At 35.5% G+C, this 25,122-nt stretch carries 23 protein-coding genes and 2 pseudogenes; 19 read left to right on the top strand and 6 right to left on the bottom strand.

Annotated features, from left to right (window positions below; genetic code table 11):
- The 3 genes from HMPREF0083_RS29130 to HMPREF0083_RS22870 form a co-directional block, all read left to right on the top strand.
- On the top strand, nt 1-825 hold an 825-nt coding region (locus tag HMPREF0083_RS29130; RefSeq protein ID WP_021624253.1), incomplete at its 5' end, for a Mu transposase domain-containing protein.
- 803 nt (nt 826-1,628) lie between these two features.
- Nucleotides 1,629-2,807, top strand: a complete 1,179-nt coding sequence (locus HMPREF0083_RS22875; protein ID WP_021624252.1) for a hypothetical protein — start codon at nt 1,629-1,631, stop codon at nt 2,805-2,807.
- Between the two features lie 869 nt (nt 2,808-3,676).
- On the top strand, nt 3,677-3,967 hold the full coding sequence (locus tag HMPREF0083_RS22870; protein ID WP_021624251.1) for a DUF960 domain-containing protein: 291 nt from the start codon (nt 3,677-3,679) through the stop codon (nt 3,965-3,967).
- A gap of 96 nt (nt 3,968-4,063) precedes the next feature.
- Here the strand turns inward: HMPREF0083_RS22870 and HMPREF0083_RS22865 are convergent, their stop codons facing one another.
- The gene (locus tag HMPREF0083_RS22865) at nt 4,064-4,408 is read right to left on the bottom strand and encodes a helix-turn-helix domain-containing protein (protein ID WP_040304608.1); all 345 of its coding nucleotides are present in this window, start codon (nt 4,406-4,408) and stop codon (nt 4,064-4,066) included.
- 348 nt (nt 4,409-4,756) lie between these two features.
- Between HMPREF0083_RS22865 and HMPREF0083_RS22860 the strand changes: the two genes are divergently transcribed.
- The 5 genes from HMPREF0083_RS22860 (at nt 4,757) to HMPREF0083_RS28465 (ending at nt 8,417) form a co-directional block, all read left to right on the top strand.
- Nucleotides 4,757-5,686 carry a hypothetical protein gene (locus HMPREF0083_RS22860; protein WP_040304606.1) on the top strand — a complete coding sequence of 310 codons (930 nt, stop codon included), beginning with the start codon at nt 4,757-4,759 and terminating at the stop codon, nt 5,684-5,686.
- A gap of 128 nt (nt 5,687-5,814) precedes the next feature.
- Nucleotides 5,815-6,471, top strand: a complete 657-nt coding sequence (locus HMPREF0083_RS22855; protein ID WP_021624248.1) for a hypothetical protein — start codon at nt 5,815-5,817, stop codon at nt 6,469-6,471.
- A 29-nt stretch (nt 6,472-6,500) separates the two neighbouring features.
- Complete coding sequence (locus HMPREF0083_RS22850; RefSeq protein WP_021624247.1) at nt 6,501-6,722, top strand: hypothetical protein; 222 nt, start codon at nt 6,501-6,503, stop codon at nt 6,720-6,722.
- A 337-nt stretch (nt 6,723-7,059) separates the two neighbouring features.
- Nucleotides 7,060-7,563: a JAB domain-containing protein gene (locus HMPREF0083_RS22845; protein ID WP_021624246.1), complete on the top strand. Its 504-nt coding sequence runs from the start codon at nt 7,060-7,062 to the stop codon at nt 7,561-7,563.
- A 707-nt stretch (nt 7,564-8,270) separates the two neighbouring features.
- Nucleotides 8,271-8,417 carry a hypothetical protein gene (locus HMPREF0083_RS28465; RefSeq protein WP_155847249.1) on the top strand — a complete coding sequence of 49 codons (147 nt, stop codon included), beginning with the start codon at nt 8,271-8,273 and terminating at the stop codon, nt 8,415-8,417.
- A 201-nt stretch (nt 8,418-8,618) separates the two neighbouring features.
- On the opposite strand, the gene HMPREF0083_RS22840 is transcribed toward HMPREF0083_RS28465, so the two are convergent.
- Together HMPREF0083_RS22840 and HMPREF0083_RS22835 are read right to left on the bottom strand one after the other, a co-directional pair.
- A complete protein-coding gene (locus HMPREF0083_RS22840; RefSeq protein WP_021624244.1) occupies nt 8,619-9,713 on the bottom strand; it encodes a hypothetical protein in 1,095 nt (364 codons plus the stop codon).
- A gap of 211 nt (nt 9,714-9,924) precedes the next feature.
- Nucleotides 9,925-11,739, bottom strand: a complete 1,815-nt coding sequence (locus HMPREF0083_RS22835) for a hypothetical protein (RefSeq protein ID WP_040304604.1) — start codon at nt 11,737-11,739, stop codon at nt 9,925-9,927.
- A 959-nt stretch (nt 11,740-12,698) separates the two neighbouring features.
- Here HMPREF0083_RS22835 and HMPREF0083_RS22825 point away from each other — a divergent pair.
- The 9 genes and pseudogenes from HMPREF0083_RS22825 to HMPREF0083_RS22790 all read left to right on the top strand — a co-directional run.
- Nucleotides 12,699-12,932: a helix-turn-helix domain-containing protein gene (locus HMPREF0083_RS22825; protein WP_021624241.1), complete on the top strand. Its 234-nt coding sequence runs from the start codon at nt 12,699-12,701 to the stop codon at nt 12,930-12,932.
- Nucleotides 12,933-13,158: 226 nt separating this feature from the next.
- Entirely contained in the window at nt 13,159-13,284 is a 126-nt protein-coding gene (locus tag HMPREF0083_RS29865; RefSeq protein ID WP_262360700.1) for a hypothetical protein, read from the top strand.
- 82 nt (nt 13,285-13,366) lie between these two features.
- Nucleotides 13,367-14,989, top strand: a complete 1,623-nt coding sequence (locus HMPREF0083_RS22820) for a recombinase family protein (RefSeq protein WP_021624240.1) — start codon at nt 13,367-13,369, stop codon at nt 14,987-14,989.
- A pseudogene (locus HMPREF0083_RS27570) lies at nt 14,964-15,164 on the top strand (sigma factor); the annotation flags it as partial. The gene HMPREF0083_RS22820 and the pseudogene HMPREF0083_RS27570, both read left to right, overlap by 26 nt.
- Nucleotides 15,165-15,620: 456 nt before the next feature.
- A complete protein-coding gene (locus HMPREF0083_RS26700; RefSeq protein WP_167331601.1) occupies nt 15,621-16,571 on the top strand; it encodes a polysaccharide deacetylase family protein in 951 nt (316 codons plus the stop codon).
- Between the two features lie 170 nt (nt 16,572-16,741).
- Nucleotides 16,742-16,936 (top strand): hypothetical protein, encoded by a 195-nt coding sequence (locus HMPREF0083_RS22805; RefSeq protein ID WP_021624237.1) that lies wholly within the window; start codon nt 16,742-16,744, stop codon nt 16,934-16,936.
- A 179-nt stretch (nt 16,937-17,115) separates the two neighbouring features.
- Nucleotides 17,116-18,837, top strand: coding sequence for a YcdB/YcdC domain-containing protein (locus HMPREF0083_RS22800; RefSeq protein WP_040304599.1), 1,722 nt, complete (start codon nt 17,116-17,118; stop codon nt 18,835-18,837).
- A gap of 227 nt (nt 18,838-19,064) precedes the next feature.
- Nucleotides 19,065-20,573 (top strand): recombinase family protein, encoded by a 1,509-nt coding sequence (locus tag HMPREF0083_RS22795; protein ID WP_040304598.1) that lies wholly within the window; start codon nt 19,065-19,067, stop codon nt 20,571-20,573.
- Nucleotides 20,574-20,596: 23 nt separating this feature from the next.
- Nucleotides 20,597-20,974: pseudogene (locus HMPREF0083_RS22790) on the top strand (sigma-70 family RNA polymerase sigma factor); the annotation flags it as partial.
- A gap of 119 nt (nt 20,975-21,093) precedes the next feature.
- Here HMPREF0083_RS22790 and HMPREF0083_RS22785 read toward each other — a convergent pair.
- Nucleotides 21,094-21,360, bottom strand: a complete 267-nt coding sequence (locus tag HMPREF0083_RS22785; RefSeq protein WP_021624233.1) for a hypothetical protein — start codon at nt 21,358-21,360, stop codon at nt 21,094-21,096.
- Nucleotides 21,361-21,717: 357 nt separating this feature from the next.
- Here HMPREF0083_RS22785 and HMPREF0083_RS22780 point away from each other — a divergent pair, with 357 nt between their 5' ends.
- Together HMPREF0083_RS22780 and HMPREF0083_RS22770 are read left to right on the top strand one after the other, a co-directional pair.
- Nucleotides 21,718-22,173, top strand: a complete 456-nt coding sequence (locus tag HMPREF0083_RS22780) for an OsmC family protein (RefSeq protein ID WP_040304596.1) — start codon at nt 21,718-21,720, stop codon at nt 22,171-22,173.
- 473 nt (nt 22,174-22,646) lie between these two features.
- Complete coding sequence (locus tag HMPREF0083_RS22770) at nt 22,647-23,366, top strand: DUF6033 family protein (RefSeq protein ID WP_021624230.1); 720 nt, start codon at nt 22,647-22,649, stop codon at nt 23,364-23,366.
- Nucleotides 23,367-23,670: 304 nt separating this feature from the next.
- Here the strand turns inward: HMPREF0083_RS22770 and HMPREF0083_RS22765 are convergent, their stop codons facing one another.
- Nucleotides 23,671-23,913 carry an AbrB/MazE/SpoVT family DNA-binding domain-containing protein gene (locus HMPREF0083_RS22765; RefSeq protein ID WP_021624228.1) on the bottom strand — a complete coding sequence of 81 codons (243 nt, stop codon included), beginning with the start codon at nt 23,911-23,913 and terminating at the stop codon, nt 23,671-23,673.
- A 334-nt stretch (nt 23,914-24,247) separates the two neighbouring features.
- Nucleotides 24,248-25,066, bottom strand: coding sequence for a thermonuclease family protein (locus HMPREF0083_RS27565; RefSeq protein ID WP_240961372.1), 819 nt, complete (start codon nt 25,064-25,066; stop codon nt 24,248-24,250).
- Between the last annotated feature and the right edge of the window lie 56 nt (nt 25,067-25,122).

Here is a 25,122-nt window from a genome sequence, read left to right as displayed (position 1 = left end):
ATGGAGGATTTCAGTCCAGAGACAAAACCACCACGAGTGCGTGGAGCGAGAGTGATGGAAGCATTCCAGAACCTCGCTCTTTACTACGGGTTCACTCCTGAATTTTGTAACCCCAGAAGCGGAAATGAAAAAGGCTATGTAGAATCCATGGTCAAATATATCCACAATAATTTTCTTCGTCCAGAACTGACACTTCTGAACCTAGAGAACTTGAATCAAACGCTCTGGAAAAAGGCGGAGAAGGATCAGAACCGTAAACACTACCAAAAGGAGAAACTCATTGCCAAACTATATATGGCAGACCAAGAACAGTTCTTACAACTATCAGCGAAAGAGTTTGACTGTGTGCGCTACGAGGAAGTCAAGGCAGATAAGTACGGCTATATACAGATCGATAACAAGACGTACTTACCTTCCCCTCGCTTTGCCAAACAGAAGGTTTTGGCAAAGATCTCGTACAATCAAGTGGAGCTTTTGACCGAGAAATATGACCTGATTGTTTCCCATGAACGCTTATATGGGGAACAAAAACAGTCGGTAAAATGGCAGCCTTATTTATCTCTGATGGCTAAACGGCCTATGGTAATTAAATATATTAGCTTTTACGAGCAACTTCCGAAGGAGCGGCAGACATATCTTGAGCAATGTATTGTCCATGAGAAGCAGCAGGCGACGCTACCAAAGGTAGCAGGAACCCCGTTTGATTGGAAGGATATAAAGCTGGGACAAGGTTTGACAAGAGAGTATGTTTTACATGGTGGTTTTATTAAGAATCAGGAAAACCTGATTTTTTATGGGGGATCGGAACAGGCAAGACGTTTTTAATAGCAATTGTTGCTATAGCTAAAATAATTTTGGACAACGATGAAAATGAAAATAAAGATAAATAACTACAGAAAGGTAGATAAGTGAGGCTGTCTCAAAAGCATAATTATAGCAAGTAATAGCACAATATTTGTACATCTTCTCGTATTTAAAATATTAAATATAGTGTAGGAAGAGTTGACTCATAACTTTTTGAGTCAGCTCCTTTTTATATATTCCTCAAAAATCAAATAATTATACATGAAAAACAAAGTATAAAATAAAATTCCATTTTTTGATTAATTACTTCCAAAAATTTAATCAGTATCATCCAAATGGAAAAACATTGCTTTTATCACATCAAGTGTCATTTGTTTTTATTTTACCGAACGCTTCTGTCCCTTATAAGCAAGAAAACAAGAACTCTACTAGCGTTCCTTCTAGAACGAAGATCGGGATGTTCTAAGTTGTTTTAGAAGACAAACAAATGTTTGACAAATAAAAAAAGACCATGATACAGTATAATCAAGGTTAAACAAAGACAAAAATATACAATTATAGACATCGAAAATATTCATTGTGATGTTACAGCATCTACAATAATAAATCAAAATACATAACCAGTTTTGTTGTTTTCTATAAGCTACGAATTAGATAATAACAAACATTGATACTGAAATCAATATTTTTTCGAAATATGAGTATAAAGTCATCATATTCAGTAAATGGATTATGTAATCTAGGTGTCTAGTAATAGCAATAAGGGAAGGATAATGCTGCTTATTATAAATGATAGAAGATAAATCATTGAAAAGGAGAAAAGAATGAGACATCACCTACATTATATCCCATTACATGAAATTAATCATGAAACAGTGAAATTGAAAGAGTTAAATCAGCTGATAAGACAAGAAAGCGAAATAGACTCTACTGTAGTTGAGAATTTCCCACTTACTAATTTTGGTTTAGAGCACGACGACTTAAATATTAAAGGAGCTAAAGCTTTATTAGAAGCATTCTATAAAATAGATAACGAAAAAATAGACTTAGTTTATGAGTTTGGTAATGTTAAATATTTAGGTTTAACAAAAGATAGGCAAATTATGTTTCAATTTGACGAAATTTCGGCATCTGGAATTTATAATTTCACTTCGCAATTCTACAGTTTGTTCCATTTAGGGAAATATGCTAAGTGGTTGATTGAACATAACCATGAAGATTTGCTTGGAGAGAATCTGAAAAAACTATTAGAGAAGAATAAAGGAATGAAGAAGCAATTTCGCTTCATTAAAGATGGTTTAACAGAATATCTTAGAGGATTTACTTCAACAACATATAAAAATTACGATAACAATTTGTGCATATACCTCGTATTACTTGCTTTACATCAACATTCCGTTAATCATAATGTGGACTTTAGAATTGAGAAGGCGCATCTTTCAGATTCAGCATTTCAAATTTTTTTTGAACAACAAAAACCTATTTCTATTGAAGGATTAGGCGATATTTATTTTGGTGCATGTGCAACCAATAATGAAATTAGAGATAAACAATTTTCATTTGAAATACGCTACAAAATAATAGATCCTAAAAATCCTAATCTTTATTTTTCAGCAATGGCGCAATTAAAAGACTCAGTATTCGATATTAAGAAGAATTATGGACTAGATACTATAAAGATGAGATTTAATAACATAAGAAATCTAAAAGAACTACAGGACAGTATGATTTTTTATATAAGAGAATTGAAAAATATAAAGACGTTAACAAAAGATGAACTTACTCCTTTATACAGCAAAATTACTAGTTCGAGAAATTTCACTGAAGAAACGAAGAAGAACATGAAAGATTTGTATGATAAAAATTTAGTTAAAAATACTTATACAATATTACAAGCATTAAATAAGGTAAATTCCATTACAACTGATTTGGATGAATTACAAAATTTAGAAAGGATTTATAATGAATTTATAGCTGAACTAGTAGAATCAATGGAAAAATAATTTTCTAAGTAGGTGAGCAAATCGTTTGGGATTTGCTCATTTTGTCTTAGCAGTTAATTTGTAGATATCTCCAATAGTATATAATTTTATCCATAAGAATTTCGGTCTAGGAACGCTAAAACAACTTTTTTGTAATTTCCGCCAGATAAAACTGAACACCATTTTCCAAGAAAAGAATGCATGTTTTACAAGAAAGGGCAAGCTGATCTATCTCACGAATCTTCTTATATCTCGAAGCCTTAGCTAAAGCACTATGCCAATATAAAAAGTGTGTTAGATTACGTTGTAAGGATGGAGTTAATACCTTTCAATCCATCTTATAGGAGTGTTTTACCAAAAAGGGAAAGATATTGTACCAACTATTATATCGTTGAGCGGTTAGAAAAATTACTTAAAATATGTTTGGAAACTCCTATGGAGACAGTGGTGTACAGCAAAAAAATAATAATGTTAGAAAAACTCTAACACATCGAGTTTAAAAAAATCAAGGGTTTTAGCCACATGGCTGAAGCCTTTGATTTTTCTGCATTATACACGATACGGATGAAGGGGCTTGAATCCCCACGGAGTTACTACCACTAGAACCTGAATCTAGAAGAAAGATATTGGCTGTGATATATATTATATTTCACAGCAGTGTAAATGGCTAAACTAAATGGCAAATACCTTATTTATTAATGGTTTTTCAGTCTGTTTAACGTTTATAGTAGTTCATATGCGTATACTTCTAAAAAATAAATATATATTATTTCCTTGATACCTATGCTGATAGGTAATCTAGGCAAAATAATATTTTTTGACCAAAAGGGCCGAACATAGATAGTATTGTTTCGGCTCTTTATTTTATATAGGTAAAGGGGAGGCTTTTCATGTTTGAAGGTACTAAAATTACTTCTGAGATTATTAAAAATGAAATCCCTGTTTGGCTTCAAAATCTTCTATGGTATATGGTTGAGATTATGGAAGTTAAGGAAAAGGCTCAAATTCAAGTCTTTGAACTTAGTCATACCGTAAAAGATGGAGAAAATAAACAAAGAATCGTTCACTATCAGTATCAACCATATTATTATAAAGAATACATTTTTTCTGCAAAAAATATAGTTAATGTCGAGGTTGTTATTATTTATTATGCTTCATACGTTGTAATGCTTAAAATGTAAATAAGTTAAACTAGTTAGGTTATGGTATGGAGCTAACCGAGTGATGTTGGGAGAAGAATAGTATCATCTAATAACAACAAAAGGTATATATTTTATTCATTTTTTGTCCCTAAATAATAACAATTGCTTGACAAAATTGTATATTGCTTCTTGTTCCATTTTAGAACGCCCATATAGTTGAAAAGCGATTTTTTCAATGATTGTTTTGTCAACTTGCTCTGAGACATTTTGGTCAAAACTAAAAAGCTCCTCAAGTGTAACATCTAAAGCAACTGCTATTTTTTCAAGAATATCTATAGTTGGACTTTTTGTTCCTCGTTCAACCTGTCCCATATAAGAGGGAGCTATTCCTGCTTTAAAAGCAAGTCTTTCTTGACTTAGACCTGATTTTTTCCGTAATGTTCTAATTTTCTCTCCAACAGATAAAGCGATTTTAGACACATTTTTCACCTCTATGCAAAACATAGAGCTTTTAATAATTTATAACAAATCACTATAGTATCTTAATTTTATAGATACTATAGTAATTGATAAAATTTATTTGACAATGTATACTTATTACAACCTGTGTAAATGATATCCAATTTATTAATCCTTATTCGGCATTAATGATAGTGAAAGTTATGTTGGAAATCGCAATCATAGGGGATTTTTATAGTATGAAAGTTTCTATATTTGTGGAGGTGACTATTTTTATTAAGCTATGTAGTTATCATAGGATTGATAGGAATGGGACTTAATAGAATAAGTGAAGAATTTTAAATGAAAATATACTACAGGGGGTACAAAATGTCTAATGAGTTATCAGGTTCATTAATTGAATCAAAAAAAAAGAAATCAATATTTAAGAGATGGTGGTTTTGGGGATTATCTATCTTTGTACTAATTGTAGTTGCTATTATATCATCTGATGGTGGTTCAACTGCATATGAACTTGCAAAGATGCAAACCATGAGTAAACAACAGATAATTGAGAAGTTTGGTAAGCCAGATGAGATTGTTCGTGATGACAAAGACGGTTTTATGTATGGGTATCATGCTGGATTTGACGTAAGGGGTACAGATAAAGGAGCATTAGAAATTAATTTATCAAGTGATCGTGTTAAGAAACAAGGAGTAGACACCTATAAAATATTTGATGTATTTCTTGGTGACTCCTTCGATGAAAGCGTAAAAAAGCTTGGTAAACCTAATCAAAGTGGTTTAAAAGACGGTAAAAAAAATGCCATGTACCTCACGAAAGAGGATTTTTTGCTTATTTTTACTACGGAGTATGATTCTGACAAGATAGCAGCTATAAGATATGTTGCATATGATGAAAGTGCAGAATCCATTGCTCTTGATATTTCGAAAATGTTAGGTCTTATAGCAACTGAAGAAGAAATTAAAAAAATATTTGATATAAAAGATAAAAACTCTAATTCAGATGCAACTACATATTCGATTGAAGGCTTTAACATGATTGTGGAAAACCAAAATAATATTGTTAAAAGTATTTGGTTAACAAACGGAATATATAATATACATGGTATTAGAATTGGTGACTCTATAGATAAAGCCAATAAATTATTTGGGCCACCTAAAAATTCGTCAGAAGGAGTTAAAAATACGACTCAATATATCTATAAATATGAAGGAGATACAAATCCTAAGAGAATTATCATAAGCATTGATAAGAACAGTAAAAAAATTGGGTATGTAGAGATGGTAGCAAGTTAAGTTGAAGCAATAATATAGTATAAAAAATATTGGATTTGGGAGTAATGAGACGTAATAACGGTTTTTAAAACATAAATTTAATTCATAGAGAGGGGGAATCTCGTTCATATTACGAGATTTGAATTTAAATGGGAAAACCAAATAAGAATAATCCTAATGGCATGTTGTTTATCAATGTTACCCCTAAGCTATATGTGTATGATCGTACAGGTGGTCGCAACGAAAAGATTATTTATAATAAACCACACACCATTGATGATAACATGGTTCAGTTCATCAGATTAAATAATGATACTGTTTTAGTTAATCGGTTCACCAAAGAAGGTAAACTTCTTTTTAGTAAAGAGATCAAAGAACCTGGCAACTATGTGATCTCCAAGATTCATTTGCAGAAACTACCTAAATTATCGAAGGAGGTGTGTAGCCTATATAACAAACTGAAAACCATTTACAAGTGTCGCTTTAAAATCGATGTGGATAACACCATCGAAGAACCATATCTCATCCGTCTTAAAACGTGGGTTGAATATGGTCGAATCAGAAGTCGTTTCTCCATCAAAGTTCGTGACGATGCCCCTAGTCAAGAGGTCATCAGCGAAGTCTTTGACTTGATGGAAAAATCTTCTAAAATCAACCTCAGAGCTGTTATTGCGTACTATCATACTGGAACGTCAGTTGACTCACTGTTCATTACGATTAATGAAGAATTCATCGACATGGCTGTGGAAATTGAAAAGCAGTATAGTAAGATGAAAAAAAGTGAAGATTTCTTGAAGGGGGAATAGGTATAAAAGATAAATGAAAGGGGAGCTTTATGAACGGGAATTTTCCCACAACATCAGATTCAAATAATACAGTAGAAAATTCAGGTGTATACAATGATATTTTAGAGAATTATGTTGATCCATTCAAAAAGTATAGGCGGCTGTATTTTATATTGCCAGCCCTTGGAGCAATAGCATTATTTATAGCTACGTTTACTCCATTTGGTGCAGCATTTGGCGCTTTTATAGGTGTAGGACTATATAGGTCTTGACTAAAGTTTTAACATAATGGTTTTTTGGCAATACTGACTCCCTTCAGCCTGAAGACTTTGCGTTATTACAAAATGGAAAGGTCATCAGCTCGGCTATTTATCTCCCAGGTACTTCTCCTAAGGATATTAAAAAGGAAGAAGTTAGAACTGCCCGGATATTATTTCAAGCTCCAGTCTTAGAAGTTCCTTATGATGTCGTGCATTATTTAAAAATCAAAGATAAAAAAACTGTTCCTGTTATGTTTAAAATCAAGCCGAAAAATTAATTTGAAGTTATTTTATTTGGCACTTAATCCATTTTTGGATTAAGTGCCTTTTATATTGGAGGAAAAAGCTCATGAGAAGAAATGTATATCTTGCAGAAGGTGTTAAAGATTATCAACTCACTATAGACATAGTGGGAGACGAAAGTGAATCGGTTTTGAAGAAAAATGGTCATGCCAAAAGAGTAAATATTGTAAGTGTAAAACTAGTAAAGGAATCATCTTTACTCTATAAAAATAGAAGAATAAGGAACCCGGCTGATGCAGCAAAATTAGTTCAAGAAATTTTAGAGAGTTGTGATAGGGAGCAGCTTTTAGTATGTTGCTTGGATACTAAAAATCAACCAACAGCAATCCATACAGTTTCTATCGGCTCATTGAATAGCTCAATAGTGCATCCTAGGGAGGTGTTTAAAGTTGCTGTACTGTCTAATGCTGCTTCTATTATTTTATTTCATAACCATCCATCAGGTGATCCTGCACCGTCTAAGGAGGATATTGATGTTACTGCCCGATTAAAAGAGTGCGGTAAAATATTAGGAATTGAACTTTTGGACCATGGTGCGCGTTGTTCCTAGACAGCTTACGTAGAAATACGTAATAAAACTAGGCAGTCTGCTTAGGCAGAACTGAACTTCGCACTCGAATAGGCAGGTGTAATTCCTGCTCTTGATTGAATACTGGCAATCATGCCCTAAAACTCCGACATGCCTTAAGAGATTATCATCAAAAGGTATGAAGCTCGGTAAAGACGGCGAAAAGCAGACCTGTGAAGCGGTTAGTGAAGTAGTCGGGGGGCCATAAAATCACTATGCTGACGTACCATAGGAATCCTCGTTTGTACGGCTCGAAAAGAACAGGGGGATACGAACTGAAGTATCTCGCTCCCGAAGGGGAGTTTAGTCGCGGATATGGTATTCGTGGTTACGCATATCTGTTTTATTCTCGAAGAAGAATAAAGTCTTCAATCCACCAGTAGAGGATGATAGACGGCTAACGGGTCAAAGGGGACAGCTAAGGTGATATATGTAAGGCTAGGGTGCGAGGAACAACGGAACTCTAAAAGAAGATGATAAGAGGGATAATACTCGATGCTTCTAAACCGTAGGAAATGATGGTTGAATTTAGAGGGCAGCAGCCCGTAGTAGTGAAGAAGCAGGGTAACGCCTGTGGAGCGAAGGGGCATAGTCAATTCTTAAAATAGACTGAATCAGCCTGTTAGGGAAGCCGCTGCGCACACCTGATTAAAACCATTGCAATCGAACTCGGGAAGGAGGGGGTTGCCATGGAACAAGTAAACCGGGTTCCAAACCTTGCTTCGGTACATACCCAATGTCATCAAATGATACACAGTACAAAAGATTACTCGGTACTAGGTAAAAAAGTCTGGCATAAAATCCTGAGATTTAGAGAAGAGCTGAACACAGTTTAGGTTAAGGATTGATGGAACGCCGTATGCGGTGAAAGTCGCACGTACGGTGTGAATGGGGGGAAAACAAGTAGTCTGAATGCCGTAAACGGTAAAAGATGAACGTTACCTATCCATATTAATAATAGGAGATAGTATGAGATTCGCAAGCATAAGGGAAAAAGGAATGATGTAGAGTTTGGTAGCTAGGATGGAAAATTCTGATTATTTGGAGTAGGAAGGCTCTCGGAAAGCCTTCCTATATTTTCCCTTTAGGAAATAACCCTTTATTTTTTCTTGAATATTTTCCAGTTCCTCTATTTTATATTGATTTGGAATAGTAACAGGATTTATGTTTAGCTTTCGTATTTGATTTAGTCGCTTGCTAAATTCCTTATCAGCGTGCTTTAAGCTCTTTTGGTTATTAATAAACTCTTCTTTGGCCTTCCAAACACTTCCTGTACGAGCTATACTTTCTAGAATTCGCCTTAACAGCATCCGCTTTCGTTGACAAATTATACTGCTATCAATAATCTCAATAGCTTTGTTCAGGGTGTAATATTTCCCAGGGCCTACGATTAGGTCATAGTAATACTCAATTTTTTTTTGGCAAAGCTCTACATTTAAAAGATAAAATAATGAGTTATTACTAAAATCACTGTACTCATCAATCTCATCAATTTTTAAATTATTACATTGTATTTCAAAGCGTAAGAGATTTTTTGCCTCTTTAATATTGGAGTATTTTTTCTTTGTTTTTTCCTGCTTTTCTTCTAATGTGCTATAACGATCATACCAGTTTATAGTTATATTTTTTGACTTCAGGTATACATTTGTTGTCGAGTCAAAGTATTTTAAGGATGTATCATGATAAAGCATGATTTTGGGTATATTACCTTTTTTAAATAAGAACATATATATAGGAATAGAATTTTGATCTACGAGTAAGTCAATAGCATAGTCAATTCTTTTGGCTTTCCAATACAAAAAGTCTGGTAAATCAAGTTGTAAATATTTCTGTATTACACAATTAAATCTTTTTCTAACTTCCTCAAGTTCATAAGAGTGAGTTACGTTAATGTAATTTCCGCTATCAACTAATAATTTAGGTCTTAGATGGATTTCTATAGCCCAGTAGTGAAAAAGCTTATTTGCTCTTAATCTTATTTCTTGAAAACCACAATGAGCAAATTTATAAGTTACAATTGAGTTTTTATCATTTTTATCAATATGGAGTTTTGTGAAAGAACTTATCTTTTTACGAATATCTTTGAATTGTGTTTTTTCTAACTCCCAAAATATATACATGGTATCAATCATATGTCAGATCACTTCCCTTATCAATGTTTAGTATGAAGCAATGAGTAGAATATATATCTATAGTAAATATAAAAATAGTATAGGAAATTTATAGGTATATAGAACAAACTAGAGAAGGGTTCTATACTATTTAAGCCAAAAAATCAATTTAAAAAATTGTTTGTAAGATAATAAAAAAGTACATGGACAGAATATTTGTCCATGTACTTTTTTAAGTATTTTCTTCTTCTAATAAATTTTTCATCTTTTCTTTGAATATATACAAGACGCGTTCTTTTTTTCCTTCATATACATTCTTATTATAATCAAATCTAATACGATTATTTCTTTCTAACTGACCATTTATAATATTTCTATCGTATAGATACTGGTATAATTCCTTTTTTTCTATTGTCAATGGCCTAATAGAAAAATTATTTATCAAATTCCATACTTTATTTTTTAGGTATAATGCTGTATCGTCTTCCCAACCAATTATATCATTTTCCTCATGAGGTTTTTCTTTGATTCTAAGTAGCTTTACTTCTGCTGTCATTTTAGTTATAGCATCTAAAAATAATTTTGCCTCCTGTTTTTTTAGGCTTTCGGAATTTATGTTATTGTTTTCAGTGTTTGCTTTAACGCTTAATTCTTTGTAAATCTCAGTAGCCTCGCTCAATTTTGATTTAGCAGATTTTTCATCTAGAGCCTGTGCCTTCACACCAAATATTAAGAAAAGCTCATACATTACCATAAGCCATGAGAATAATTTAGCTATATTAAAATCAATATTACTATGCTCCTTTTCAAAATAGCGTATTCTTTTTTTAAACTGCTTATTAAATATTTTCTTATCTCTTTGAATCATTTGTTTTAAACTGTATATAAAATGGAGAAGGAATGTAGAGAAAAATTTGCTTTTGTTTTGCAACATTTTTAAATCATCAGAACTGATGACAATATTGCTTATATCAATGTTAAATGTATTTTCACGTTCTAAGTTATCTTTGCTTAATCCTAGAATGTTATTATGCAGCTTGTCATTTTGTAATAGCGTAAAGAGCATCTTGATTTTATCTTGTTTTTCTTTTGTATCTATACCTATATTTTTTAAAATTATCACATAGTCACGAGCTTTAAGTATATTTTCTTTTAATTCCTTTTGTGTATGGTTAAAGTCAGAATGGAGTTCTGAATCAATGTTGTTAATAAAAGCATTTCTGTTATAAATATTACAATATATATTAGCTAAGCCTTCCTTACTTATAGTACTGTTATTACCAATTAAACAAAGTAAGGTTTTTGGTTTGTTGTTAGGTTTGATTATGCTTGTTATTAAGGACAATAGAGTATACGATATTAAAGGTATGCTTATTTTCTTATCTATAGCATCGATCATATCCAATGTTTTTAAAAAAGCTTCTTTTGCAGTTGCCCCTTTTTTTTCAGTAAGACTATATTTCTTACTCAAACCTTTGTCGTAATTTATCCCTGTTTCATCAATAAGGATAATATCAGGGTCAGTAACAGGTACGTAGTACCATTCAAAACTCCCTTTTATCCATCCGGTACGATCTGTATAGATTTCTTTATCTTTTTTCTTTAATAGTTTTGAGGATAGTTTAATAGCTTTTTTCAAATGAACATAATACTCATTTTTATACAGGATATAATCATCAGCTAAGTATTTGTCTATCCACTTGCCATTATTAATTAGTTCATTTGTAATGGTAAGCTCTGTAATCTTAGTCATTTTGTTTTGATCATTAGTATATAGTCGAATTCTTAATCCAATCTTCTCTTTTTTTGAGCCATCAAAGTAATAAATTTTGTGGGTTGGAATTACGAAAAAGTTACATATTTTATGCTCCTTTCGGTTATCTTTAAAGACTAAATTCCCAGATTGAATCCTAAGTTTTTCATTTGAATATATTTTATTTAATTTCGTTTTCGTATCAAGAATGTTTTTAAAGCTTTCGGAGTTCCAATCGAGTTTAATTCTTTTAATTTTCTTATTTATAATTGATTCTTCGTTAAGGTTATTCATAAGTACTCTGTCACCCTTCATAATTTTAGTAAATGAATTTTTATTTGCTTATAAACACCCATATAAAGAAGTTAAAATAACCTGATATAAAGGATAGCATTGATGTATACTTCCTCCTATTTTAGTGAGTCAATTATACTATAAAATCAAGCGTAGAATGTACTAGTATATAGTCTGGGAACATGGGAACCTAGTAATTTTGGTAACTTGGGAATTTAACTTTTTAAAGTAAGTAAATTATATAGAACTGAGATGATGTTTTAACATTATGCACACCTTATCCATGTAATCATTTTTTCAGGGCAAGTACGAATAGCAGTAAGAAAATTATGATCAAAAGGGGCCTATTTCGACTGGACACTTTTATATACGTAGAAAGCAATTGATGATAGGTTCTAAAATATTTCCTGCCTCTGTGAGTATTTTTTTATAACCAACTGAACTAATATAAGATACTGTTTAAAAAGTATCTCTTGATGTGTTTGCGTTACGATGAGTTTTTGTTGATGGTAATTAAAAAATGCATGGTTTGGCAATTAAGGTTATGCACTAATTTTTACATAACCAAAGCTTTGCATGGAGTGGCAGGCATGATTTTCTGCAAAACTCTTATGGCGCAGTATTTTGCAGAAAATCATGCCCGTAGAGGCTCCATGTCAAGCGACTTTGCCAACGCATTAAAATATGATTTTATGAGTTCCATTAATTGCCGTTTTATACACTTTTTAATTGCCAAATACAGTTTTCTCACACATCCGACATCTTTTAAAATTTCACAGGAATTAGTATAGGGAATTTTTGGGGTTAAGACATTGATCAAGATATTTATAGTTCTAAATATAATCTAATATTTGATTTCTGTTTTATATGAACTTGATACAATTTAACATATAAAAAATTAAATTAACAGTAACAGATAAATAATGGAACAAAATAATTAAATATTGAGTTATTTTTCTATGAAGTTGTATTTGGGTAAATTTGGAATATATATTATTTATTTAGATAGTATGGAAATGAGGGAGAAGATGCTTCAAAACTACGATGATATAGTTAATATTGAGAACTTAATGAAGGTTTTAGATATAGGAAGGAATACAGCTTACAAATTATTACGAACAGGAGAATTACAATTATTCAAAGTTGGCAAGGTATATAAAATCCCTAAAAAATGTATCGAGGAATATATATGATCTAAGGTACAATGCAAGGAAACCTAAGCTTGCTCAAGTTCCCTAAGGTGACAAATATATATTTATTATTTTAACTTAACCTGCTAAGAGATTTAGCAGGTTTTTTTATTGTAGATGAAAAGTGATATATGGCTTCCAAACGAATGTAGCTACATTTTTATAGGACATAGGACAAAGAAAGATTGACATAGACATTAGATAGTTCATCTGGGTGAGGTGAAGTAATTTGCAAAAAAGAAAAAAGCAGATGAAATTTACGTATGAAATTCAACCCAGCCAAAAGGCATTAAACGGTAAAATATATGTAATTGATTATCTAATAAAAAAAGCATTAGAGAAAACAGGTGATTGACCTGTTTTCTCTAAATTTTTACTTAATTTTTGCCGAGAACTGTTTATAATGTATTAATAAGATAAAGAACGGAGGGTGGATTATGATTGCTATATACGCTAGGGTGTCAACCGCAATGCAAGCGCAAGAAGGATATAGTTTAGATGCCCAAATTGAATTATGTGTGAAAAAGGCACTTAGTATGGGATTTAAAGAACATCAAATAAAAATATATCGAGAAGAAGGATACTCTGGCGAAGATATTGATATCAGACCTGCAATGATACAGTTACGTGAGGATGTAGCCAATGGGTTCATTTCGCATGTTATAGTTACACATCCAGACCGTTTATCTCGTGATATGACAGATAAATTAATCGTTTGTCGTGAATTTGAGAAAAACGGTTCAGAACTAAGTTTTACAGATACTGAATATGATAAATCACCAGAAGGGATTTTATTTTTCAATATTCTATCTGCAATAGCAGCGTATGAATTAGCTTTAATTCGTAAAAGAACGATCCGTGGACGGTTACAAGCAGTTGAAAAAGATGGGAAAATAATGCCCATGCGTGTTGCACCATTTGGTTATGAACTAATAAATGCAAAGTTAATTATAAATGAGGAAGAAGCAAAATTTGTTAAATTAATTTATCAATGGTACGTTTATGAACACTTAACGTTACGGGAAATTGGTCAAAAACTTTATGATGCCGGGGTTAGGCCAAAAAGAGGGGAGAGTCCTAATTGGAGTGCTTCTAGTATTCGAAGAATACTAACATCAGAAATATATATTGGGAAGTATTACTATAATCGTAGAAAAACCAAAAAAGTAAAAGGAGAAAAAACTGAAAGCGGTTATGCTAAAAAGACATATGATTTTCGTAATGAAAGTGACTGGATTCAAGTAGATGTTCCAGCAATTATTGACAATAAATTATTTGCTCTGGCACAAGAGCAGAAGGAGAAAAATGTTAAAAAATCTGGGAATCCTGCTACTCATCAATATTTGCTAAAAAGCTTAATTCGATGCAAATATTGTGGGCGAAGATGGGAATCCACTACTTATTCAGGAAGTGTTGATAAAGAAACAGGTAAACGGATAAAGTATGCCCATTATCGTTGTCCAAATAAAAATCCTAAGAAGTATGGAGATGTAAAAAAATGTACCACTGTAACAATAAGATCAGATGTACTAGATGAATATGTTTGGAACATTGTTAAGGAGTTTATTAATAATCCCCAAGATTACCTAGATAAATTACAACAGCAAAAGCAATCGGTTAAGGAAGATTTTAAGGGAATGCTAAATAATGTTTTAGGACAAATAACATCAAAAGAAAAGTCTAGAGATAAAATTAAGACAATGTTTATGTCAGATTTAATAAGTGAAGATGAAATGAAGAAGGATTTAAGAAAGCTTAATCAGGAGATTTCTGAATTGAAGGTACGGATCGATAAACTTGAAAGACAGCTACATGAACAAGATGAGCGACAACTAACTGCTGAGCGTATTGAAAAAGTCCTAATTTCTATAAAAAACATGTTACAGAACGAAGGGGAGCTTTTATTTGAAGATAAGCGGTTTATCATTGAATCATTAGTTGATGAAATAATTCTTGAAGCTAATGAAAATGGAGAAAACAAAATTACAATTGTTGGACTTGTGTCTGAAAATCAGGAGCAAAGCAATATAGAGAATTGTTCACAATATCAAGAAATTTGAAAACACCGGAGAGGACAGTGAAGACCTCATTTCCATCGGAACTATCGGTTTGATTAAAGCGATTGAGAGCTACAAAAAAAATAAAGGAACGAAGTTGGCTACATATGCCGCAAGATGCATAGAAAATGAGATTCTAAAGTCAATAGCAATGCATATAAGGGTGTGGTTATCCACAGTCTTTTTTATTATAATCTGGCTTGATAAATCGACAAACTTTTGTGGTAGGGGGTAAAAAAGACGGAAGGGTGGTGGGGGGAACGGTCCGAAAAAGACAGCTGGCCTTTCTTCTGCCGGAGCGCAGGGCGCATCCAACCTCTTCTTTTTTCCGAATTTCCTCCTTCCAACCACGTGATCATGTCAAACTATCAAGTGTAACTTATATAGGTTGTTGCTTGAAGATTGATTATTATTAATAATGTGAATAAATTGTTAATAACCTGTGTATAACCGAAGGGAAAAAGGCTGCCAATCTATTTATATAGTAGAGTTGAGTTTTTGTTGTCTAACTTAAGAGAGATTTGACACTTTATTATCATAGAAATGATAATTTTAATCTTTTTGTAACCTTATTTACCAAAAATCAGTTTATGATAGAAAATAGATGAATTTTGATAGAGAGAAGGAGTTAAGGGTGCAGAGATCAAGATTGCAGGAAGTAAGGTCACGAAAAGCAAGAAGGAGAAGCATTTTTATTTGGTCTGCCATTGTATGTTTGGGTATTATTATTTTAATAAATCTTATCTTTCATCCATTGGACAAATATTTAGCACATGCTAATGAACCTGATATTACAGTAGGAAAAGAAAACCCAGCGCAGGGAAAAGAAAACACGACGCAACAACCGACTAATTCATTACAAGGTGATACAAACAAACAACAGCAACAAATTCAACAACAAACGCAGGAGGGAACAACACAGGTTCAAGAACAGGTGTCCCAGGAAGACCCTCACCCATTACCTCTTGGGAAGCTAATTGATAATATTCCAACAAAAGATAACAAGACAGTTTATTTAACTTTTGATGATGGACCGAATGAACATACAGCGGAAATCGTCTCTATTCTTGAGAAAAATAAAATTAATGCTTCTTTCTTCTGGATTGGTGAAAAAGTAACGGATAAGATGGGTGAGTTTGGTCATCAAATGATAGAAAAAGGGAATGTGATTGGTTCACATACAATGCGCCATGATGCACTTGGTAAAGAAAGTGGAGCCAAGCAAAAAAGTGACTTAACGCAAGCAGCTAGTTTGATTGGAAATAAAGTCGGACATAAGGTTACTTATATGCGTCCACCTTACGGATCGGTAAATGCAGAAACGAGAAAGATTACGAAAGAACTTGGCCAGTACATTATGTTTTGGGATGTAGATAGCCTGGATTGGAGCCTAGCGCATAATCCTGAAAAAATTCTAACAAACATTAAAAATGGAAATGTGAAGCCAGGCTCAATTATTTTGATGCATGAGCGTAAGCAAACAGTAGAAATGCTTCCGAAGGTGATTGAGTACTTACGAAGCCAGGGCTATAATTTTGCAGCGTTACCAGCTTCCCCTGTACCAGAAGAAACAAAAACGAAATAGTATTTTTAGATAGCTAGTAAGCATAGTTTACGAGAGTACAAGGAAAATAGAATCAATTTCTGAAGTCGCCTACAATAGGCGGCTTTTTTCTTTTGCTGGAAATTGCTGTTTTTATAAACACCTTTGAAGAGAGTTATAATCAAATATAGATAAAATAAGGGGTGTAAATCATGAAAAACATTTATATGGTTATTTTGATTATAATCGTTGCTTTCGTCTTATTATTTCGTTTCTGGAAATTGAGAAATAAAAAAGATATAAAGCTCCAAAAGGAACTGAAAAGAAACGCAGAACGTATTCGTTACCGACAAAAAGAAGTGGATAAATTATCAGCAAAACTTCAAGAGAGGTTAGACAAAAATTGATTATGAGGCCCTGCTGTTCTTATGGATAGCGGGGCTTTTGGTTTACCGAGCTGATTTGAGATAAGAAAGAGGGTTTGTTTATCAAAATGAATGTGTTTCACAACAAAACAGTTGCTTTTTCATTTATTTACCATATTATATATATAGTTTCTATTATTATCCAGAAGGGGAGGGTTACGATGAAACATTCATTATCATTGGTTGCTCTATTGCTTGTGGCTTCAGTTGTCCCTGCAACGTCTGTGCTAGCTTTAGATACACAATCGCTCGTATCATCCGAGACAAAAGAAACGACAAAAGATTTGGTGCCGATTCCGCCCGTTGTACAAAAAACGATGGACAGGTTATTCTCACTTCAGCCAGAATTGAAGAAATTGCATATAATTACAAGTACTAATCGAGAGGATAATCAGCATTTTCGCGTGTATCTTAACGATAGAACAGAAGAAGAAATCGAAAGTGGAAAAGAAGGCATGAGCGCTCATCTAGAATTCGATGAAAAAACGGGCGAACTGCTTTCATTCAATATTAGTGCTGCAGCATGGGCATCTGACAAACTGCCTTCACTTCAGTTAACGTATGATACTGCGGATAAATTCCTTACACAATGGCTTGGTAGAGAGGGCAGAAAGCAGTTCGGTAAGCCAGTTTCATATGGTAGTGGTGGTTCCGCCTCTTATCATGAGGATGGTACGATAACGGCCTGGCGTGAACGAGATGTAGAATTCCCGCTTATCCTAAATGGTATTCCTGTAGAAAGCGATATCGGACCACGCATCGGTGTTAATTCATTTGGCTATGTTACAAGCTATGCATATACTCCAATTGACTTGGAGAAGGTAACGGTACCGAAGCCTGACACCGCTTTGCCGGTGGAAGAAATTAAACAGAAAATCATTACGGCAGATAGCATAGGGCTGAATTATGTGGAAGCGCAACCAGAGAAATATGGATCCAATTGGAATGATGCGAAAATGAAGCCCGCCCTACTCTACCAAATTCAATTGCTTGGCTATTATCAGCCGCAAACCGGTCAACCAATCGATACGCTAAGCGGAACAGTAAAAAAGCAGGAGTCAATTACATCTACAGCGCTAAAAAAAATTACACTCCAGCCCAAGGGACAGCCACTCATCGTTCATTCTGAGGATGAAGCAAAGCAAATGCTTAGTAAGCTGTTCGGCAATAAAGTCGCTGTTGGCGACTTGCGTATCGAAAACTCACCTTTTTTTGCACAAGATGAGGTAAGCTCACAGCAAGTATATGAATTCAGTACTGAAGATCATAAGACAAGAGCTACTGTCATAACGGATAAAAAGACAGGTCAGGTACAGCATGCTAGATTGAGAGGAGACACAGAACAAAAATCAACACCAATAAAAGTGACAGAGGAACAGGCATTTGCTGTTGCACGTGATTTCGTAGAGACATACGCCGGTCCGACTGCAACACAATTGGCATCATTAGATGTAATCTCTGAAGAGCCTGAAATTCCAGCCTGGGTTGACAAAAGCAAGCTACCAGAAGTCTCTTCTGAACATTTCAGTGAAGTGCATGTGTTTTTTTTCGTAGAATTGTATCAGGGGATTCCCGTGCAGGATCGCATGTATCAAGTTTCGGTAGACAATAGGACGGGGGATATTGTTTCTTTTCATTTTCCTGTTCCACAAGAAAAGTTGAATCTTCCAGATTCGAAGCATATTGTAACAAAGGAACAGGCACTTTCAGCATTTCTGAACCATAAATCTATGAAATTGCAATACATATGGCCGCGATATATGGACCAACGTGCCCCTGCGCCATTTCTTGTGTATACATGGGATTATGCAGAAGGGCTTGGATACGTGGATGCCCTGACAGGCAACTATATTATTATTTCTAGCGAACAAGGTAAAGAATAAAACAAGTAAGCCCCCCTGTCTATACAGATAGCGGGGCTTTATGCTATGTACAATATCTTGAAGTTGGATGAATTATCTACACATGTAAACAAGCGGCATCTGCATAGCTTTCATTAACAGGAGGGATATGCAGATGCATAGTAAAATTATCAAAGGAAGTTCTGCTGACAAAAATATGCTTGCCTGTTATATGTATCTCAAGGAGAAATATAGGAGGGAAAAGCTGCGTGATCGGAATGTATGCGCGGGTAAGTACAGAAGAGCAGGCGAGGAACGGGTTCAGTCTGAAAGACCAGATCAGGGAGTGCCAGAAGAAGGTTGGAACGGCCGAATATAAACAATATATAGATGAAGGGATCTCCGGTGAATTTTTAGACCGACCCGCATTATCACAGCTTCGCCAGGATGTTCGGGATGGATTGATTACGAAAATCGTATGTCTGGATCCTGATCGTTTATCACGTAAGCTCATGCATCAGCTTCTCATTACGGAAGAGTTCGATCGTAGGGGCATTCAGTTGATTTTCGTAAATGGTGAATATGCTCGAACACCGGAAGGCCAGCTATTTTATAGCATGCGCGGTGCGATTGCAGAGTTTGAAAAAGCGAAAATCAATGAACGGATGAGCCGCGGTCGGCGAGAGAAGGCACGGCAGGGAAGAGTGCTGCGCGACTTTCAGGTGTATGGTTATAGCTATGATAAAGAGAATGAACAGATGGTTATTAATGAAGAAGAGGCTGCAATTGTCCGTCTTATATTTGATTTGTTCACGAAACCTGGGAAGGTACAAGGGATGAACGGAATTGCCCTTTACCTTACAAAAGAAGGAATTCCTACAAAAAGGGGAAAAGGGATATGGCACCGTCAAGTAGTGCGCCAAATCCTGATGAATGAAGCCTATATAGGTCAGTTTTATCAGAATCGCTGGAATACAGAAGGAATGCTGGGGAATAAACACAGAAGCAAAGAAGAGCGCATCCCGATGAAAGAACGTCCAAGAGAGGAATGGATTCTTATTCCTTGTCCTCCAATAATTGAGAAAGAACAATTTGAATATGTTCAGAAGCTGCTGCAAGACTCAAGAAGAAGATGGGCTAAAAGAGGGCTTCGCGAGTATCTTTTGAGTGGGTTGTTGCGCTGTGCTGAATGTGGAAATACGATGACGGGCCGGCGTGCCAAGAACTGGGGGAAGTACGTATATGAATATACAGATAGAAAAAATACAGTCGGTACTCAGCACAAAGGCTGTGGAAGAACAATAAAAACGGAAGATCTGGATAATGAAGTATGGGAAGCAATCCAGACCTGGCTGGAGCACCCGGATGAAGTAGCTGCAGCGGCAGAAGTAGATAAGGAGCAACAGGCGGGAATTCCCTTCGAGCAGATGGAGATTGCACGGTTGGAGAAGGAAATCGAGAAAGTGAAAATAGGACGGAAAAGACTTCTTACATTATTCGCTGATGGAATGGATATAACGGAAGAAGAGATACACAAACAAATGCGTTCCTTGAAAGTAAAAGAAGAAAAAGCGATAAGGAACTTGAAAGAATTGAAAGCAAGCGTTAGGGAGATAAAGGAAATACAGTTTAATCAGAATCTGTTGAGCGAAGCAGCAGCATATTATTTGACCGGACAGCATGATAAACTAACATTGGCGGATAAGAAACGATTGATTCGTCAGTTAGTGCGTGAGGTTATCGTGTATGAGGATCGAATTGAGATATTTACGTACTAAGCAATACGACTGACTTTAGAGTCGAGATTTTAATGCATTTGCGTTCATTAAAGAAAACGAAAAAGGATGTTTTGCTGCATGATCCGATTGGAACAGATAAGGAAGGAAATGAAATTAGCCTTATTGATATTCTAGGTACGGAAGCGAATGAGGTGGAAGACAAGGTCCAGCTCAAAATTGAAAAAAATAAAATATATAAACACATCCATATTCTTGATGAACGGGAAAAGGAAGTTATCATCGGACGCTTCGGACTTGATAACGAGGAAGAACGCACACAGCGAGAGATTGCGCGTGAGCTTGGCATCTCCCGTTCTTATGTATCACGCATCGAAAAACGGGCCTTGTTGAAGCTATTTCATGAGTTTTACCGAAAAAACGAGAACACGATAAAAAATTAAACGATTGAGGAAAATGGTTTTGAATGAAAGATGTATTAAATCCAACAAAATGCAAAAAATTCGCATTTTGTTGGATTTTTTTATTCAGCTAACAAAAAATTAGCGAACATTGAAATGAACTACTTGGCGTCGTTATTATCATTAGCACCACGTGCCTTTTTCGCGTCGTTGTCGGCACCCTCGACACCTTCACCTACCTGATTGCCCAATGCACCGCCAGCGATAGCACCTGCAACGGTGCCAAGCGGCCCAAAAATGGAACCCACGGCAGCGCCCGCAACACCACCGCCTACAGTTCCTACAGCCTCACCAATGTCGCCGCCAGTTGTGTTGGTCTCGTTGCGGTTACCAGCACCGTTCCGATTACGATCGTTGTTTTCAGCCATTCATCTCGCTCCCTTGTTTTATGATAGGGAAGCGCTGCTTCGCTAGCGCAGTCCCAGAACATATTTTGCCCAACCAAGCACAGATTTACGCATTCATAGTTCTGTGTAGAGCAAAGTGAACTGCTTTAATAAATGGGAGGGTCTTTCAATTTATATTCCCAAAACAGCTTTCCTTGCAAGAGGATAGAATTTGCTACTGTGCCACTAAGAAGAGCCATATATAGAGCAGACAAGTTAGCTATAAAAAACATCACATGGTGTTTGTATCCTTTGTAATAAAAGTTCGCTTTACATATTGTTCGTTATTTTTTATAATTTACTTAATTCTTATAAAAATACTTGTATTTGGAGGGGATCGTGGCTAAAGCGTCCACATTATTTAAGGTTTCAGCAGCAGGTAAGTGGGATTCAGGCGTTAAAACGAATATCTCAGTACGCGATTTTTCTTCTTTCGTTATGGATGAACCAGAAGTGTTGGGTGGAACGGATACAGGCCCTAATCCTATGGAGTATGTAGCAGCAGCTCTTAACGGGTGTAAAGGGGTTATGATTCCATTAGTTGCTAAAGAACTGGGTTTTGTTTTTACAGGTATTGAGTTTGAGACAACAGGTATTATTGATACTCGTGGGTTAATGGGGGAAGAAGGAGTTTCACCACATTTTCAAAAAATACGTTTTCAGGTGAACATACAAACAGAGGAAAGCGAAGAGAAAATTGAACAGTTAAAACAAGAGGTAGAACGTAGATGTCCAGTGTTTAATCTGTTTATAGATGCTGGAATTAAAGTAGACGTGAAGTGGAATAAAGTGTAAGAAAATCAAAGTGAAGCTATATATCAAAGTTACACATATGACTTAGCATATGAAGATATACTTTTGGAACAACAATAAAAAGCCTGGCATAACATTCTCTATAGAAGAGAGTGAGTGTCAGGCTTTAACTTTTAAAGTAAACAGTTTGCTTTGAGTCATAAAGGCCAGTTCTTGAAAGGAAAGTATCGTAATATGCTTATCATTCGTCTTTTTGTATGGCGTGCAGAAGAATTCGTTTCTAATATTAGTTTTGAAAAGGAAACTGGATACATACAAATGGCCCGCGTACAGGCGGGCCACAAGCAAAGAAACAATGTAAAAGAACATTTCTACTTTACCACGAAAGCTCCCCGGAAATCAAATATATTCGCGTACATACAGAACAAAGACCTGAAAGATGCGTAAGGTCTAAATTTTTGGATTAATTTTCCGAAAATATACATGTAGCACAAATATGATATGGAGGACTGAAAATGAATTTAGCTCTCTTCAATAACGAGATTTATCCGGGAACCGGTGCGAGCCTGCGTTCCTTGCAGCAGAGTACGGCTGTAAAGGAAAGCTCGCATATGGCTAGCTTTGATCGTGTGCTGTCCAAAGTCGAGTCAGACGGTATCGTAGACGAACTCACGAGGAAATACGGTCTTTCAGTAACCTTGGAATCCATCCCGAAAGACGAAAAGAAAATGGAAAAACGAATCAGGAACGGAAACTTGAGCGACGTGACGATTGCCCCGAATATTGCTGAACAAATGAAGACCGATCCTAAGCTAAGAGCGAAGATTGAGAGCGACATCGACATATATCTTAAACAAGACATACCTGAATTGCAGGCTCATGAAGGCTTTGGCGTTTCTGTTGTCGCTTCCGGCATCATCATTCACGAAGATGGCTCGAAGACAGTATGGAGCGCATGTGTGACTTCTCCAGAAGAGGTGGAGAAAGGGAAAAGAATTGAGGCAGAGAAGCAAAAAGAGAAGGAGGCAAAGAGAGCGAGGCTTGAAGCTGCTCACCATGCGCAGAATTGGATAAGCGTCACATTGCAGACTTCATCATTGAGGGATGCTCGTCCGTTTGATAATGTAAGTGGTTCCTCCAACCCGCTTGCCGCTCTGGAATTGGCAAGAATGCTTCCAACGCCGAACACTCGCCAACTGCATAACAGAGTTTTAGAGGCGATTGAATCGGAGTAAAACTGAAATTAACACTCTTTTTCTTTATTGTACAAGCCATCCATTTTTTCTTTGAATAATTAAAGCGTGTGTAAAATTGGAACAGGTCGAACAAGAGTTGAAAAACTTGCTATTTATAAGGGAAGTGAGGCTTGTACTGTATAATTCCTGTAATCCAGACACCGAGTCAGTTGTTTTTCTTCCTAGCACGTATGGGCATTCTTTCGCTCGATGCTGGCATATAAAGCCAACCGTGGGAAGCCTGCTCAATTAGAAGTTGTACGTAGGAATCTCCCGCTTCAACCGTCAGGTAAGCGGGAGGAGTTCAAGTATGCTTCAGTTCCTCAAAGCAAGAAACACATATGCTTTTACCTTTATATTCAGTAGCTTCCAAGACAGAATCGCAGAAACTGCACCCTGAATGATATTTTTGGAGAACGATTTTCTCATTTTCTATAAAGATCTCCATACTATCACCCTTTTGGATTTGCAATTCTCTTCTTATTTCTATTGGTATTACAATTTTACCTAAGCCGTTTAGTCGACGAACAACCCCTGGTTCACTCATGTCATTCTCTCCCTATTCGTATTATCTTAATTCTTATCTTTAAATTATATAAGAACATTTGTTTGGATTCAATTTCATTTAGAGGAAAATTTTTTCGAGAAGAGGGTGTTTGAGTGGTTTCTATGTTCTGCATCCTGAAGCTGTATACATCCAAAGGTTCAGGTGATGGGAAGTAGGAGATTCGGAAAAAAGAAGAGGATGGATGCCTTTTTTTCTTGCTTCCCACCACAAAAATGTGTCGATTTATCAAATCAGATGGATATAGTATATCTGAATTATAGAGCCTGACAGGCATCCGGTCATACATAGGATATCTGTCAGGCTTTTCTGTTGTTTATTCACATGCAACCCCGTCCCCGTCTCGATCCAGTTTTCGGCTATAGCCGGGTTGTCCTTCATATATTGGTGTTACGCCGGCAGCTCTTGCATCGGTACAATTTTTATATTGTATATTAGAAGAGGATGCGGTTGGGGACTGAGTATGAACGGGGGCAGGGATTGTCGGTTGTGTTTTTTTGACTTTATCGGGATGGAAGCCGTCTTTCTGTACGTAATTCTCAATCGACCATATACCGAGCCCGGCTATTTGTGCTTTTTTCTGAATTTCACGGAATGGATCAACGTATTTTACATTTGGAGGATAAACATACGCTACCCGTGCTAGCCCTTTCTCCAAGAGCATCTCATTAAACATCTTTCCGTCAACCCATAAATACACGAGAAGGCGGCCGTATTTATCCCTTTCTGATACATCCATTTCGATTTGTACATTCTTACCTTCGAGTGTCTTTTTCGCAAAGGCGGAAGCTTCAGGTCCGAATGGTTGTACCGGTTTATTCGGATGCTTGGTCTCTGGTGTGTCCACCAATAGGAGGCGAACGGTTTCATTTTTTCCGTTTACTTTGATTTTCATCGTATCGCCGTCTGTAACGGATAAAATGGTAGCTGACAAACGATTCGCTTGTGCGGACTGCGAATGTGCAGATTTCGACTGCTGAGACGGGGTTTTTGTAGCTTCGGAAGCTGTTGGAATCGGGGATGATGTCGACGTAGCAGAAGCAACCGGATGTGATGTACTAGCATCTGAAGAACAAGCAGCAAGCGTAAAAGAGAGCAGCATGGATGAAGATAGAAGTGCTAGTTTGTTTTTCATAGATGTCTCCTGACAAATTCATGTATGTGAACTACCCACCACTTAAAACCTGACGA

The sequence above is a fragment of the Aneurinibacillus aneurinilyticus ATCC 12856 genome (assembly GCF_000466385.1).
Classification (GTDB): domain Bacteria; phylum Bacillota; class Bacilli; order Aneurinibacillales; family Aneurinibacillaceae; genus Aneurinibacillus; species Aneurinibacillus aneurinilyticus.
The sequence above is the reverse complement of the archived record's forward strand: the minus strand, read 5'-3'. Positions and strand labels throughout refer to the sequence as shown.

Bases quoted from the DNA above. Each gene is read 5' to 3' on its own strand.
- HMPREF0083_RS22875 (WP_021624252.1), top strand. From the start codon at position 1,629: ATGAGACATCACCTACATTATATCCCATTACATGAAATTAATCATGAA.
- HMPREF0083_RS22870 (WP_021624251.1), top strand. From the start codon at position 3,677: ATGTTTGAAGGTACTAAAATTACTTCTGAGATTATTAAAAATGAAATC.
- HMPREF0083_RS22860 (WP_040304606.1), top strand. From the start codon at position 4,757: ATGTCTAATGAGTTATCAGGTTCATTAATTGAATCAAAAAAAAAGAAA.
- HMPREF0083_RS22855 (WP_021624248.1), top strand. From the start codon at position 5,815: ATGGGAAAACCAAATAAGAATAATCCTAATGGCATGTTGTTTATCAAT.
- HMPREF0083_RS22850 (WP_021624247.1), top strand. From the start codon at position 6,501: ATGAACGGGAATTTTCCCACAACATCAGATTCAAATAATACAGTAGAA.
- HMPREF0083_RS22845 (WP_021624246.1), top strand. From the start codon at position 7,060: ATGAGAAGAAATGTATATCTTGCAGAAGGTGTTAAAGATTATCAACTC.
- HMPREF0083_RS28465 (WP_155847249.1), top strand. From the start codon at position 8,271: ATGGAACAAGTAAACCGGGTTCCAAACCTTGCTTCGGTACATACCCAA.
- HMPREF0083_RS22840 (WP_021624244.1), bottom strand. From the start codon at position 9,713: ATGATTGATACCATGTATATATTTTGGGAGTTAGAAAAAACACAATTC.
- HMPREF0083_RS22835 (WP_040304604.1), bottom strand. From the start codon at position 11,739: ATGAATAACCTTAACGAAGAATCAATTATAAATAAGAAAATTAAAAGA.
- HMPREF0083_RS22825 (WP_021624241.1), top strand. From the start codon at position 12,699: ATGAAGTTGTATTTGGGTAAATTTGGAATATATATTATTTATTTAGAT.
- HMPREF0083_RS22820 (WP_021624240.1), top strand. From the start codon at position 13,367: ATGATTGCTATATACGCTAGGGTGTCAACCGCAATGCAAGCGCAAGAA.
- HMPREF0083_RS22805 (WP_021624237.1), top strand. From the start codon at position 16,742: ATGAAAAACATTTATATGGTTATTTTGATTATAATCGTTGCTTTCGTC.
- HMPREF0083_RS22800 (WP_040304599.1), top strand. From the start codon at position 17,116: ATGAAACATTCATTATCATTGGTTGCTCTATTGCTTGTGGCTTCAGTT.
- HMPREF0083_RS22785 (WP_021624233.1), bottom strand. From the start codon at position 21,360: ATGGCTGAAAACAACGATCGTAATCGGAACGGTGCTGGTAACCGCAAC.
- HMPREF0083_RS22770 (WP_021624230.1), top strand. From the start codon at position 22,647: ATGAATTTAGCTCTCTTCAATAACGAGATTTATCCGGGAACCGGTGCG.
- HMPREF0083_RS22765 (WP_021624228.1), bottom strand. From the start codon at position 23,913: ATGAGTGAACCAGGGGTTGTTCGTCGACTAAACGGCTTAGGTAAAATT.
- HMPREF0083_RS27565 (WP_240961372.1), bottom strand. From the start codon at position 25,066: ATGAAAAACAAACTAGCACTTCTATCTTCATCCATGCTGCTCTCTTTT.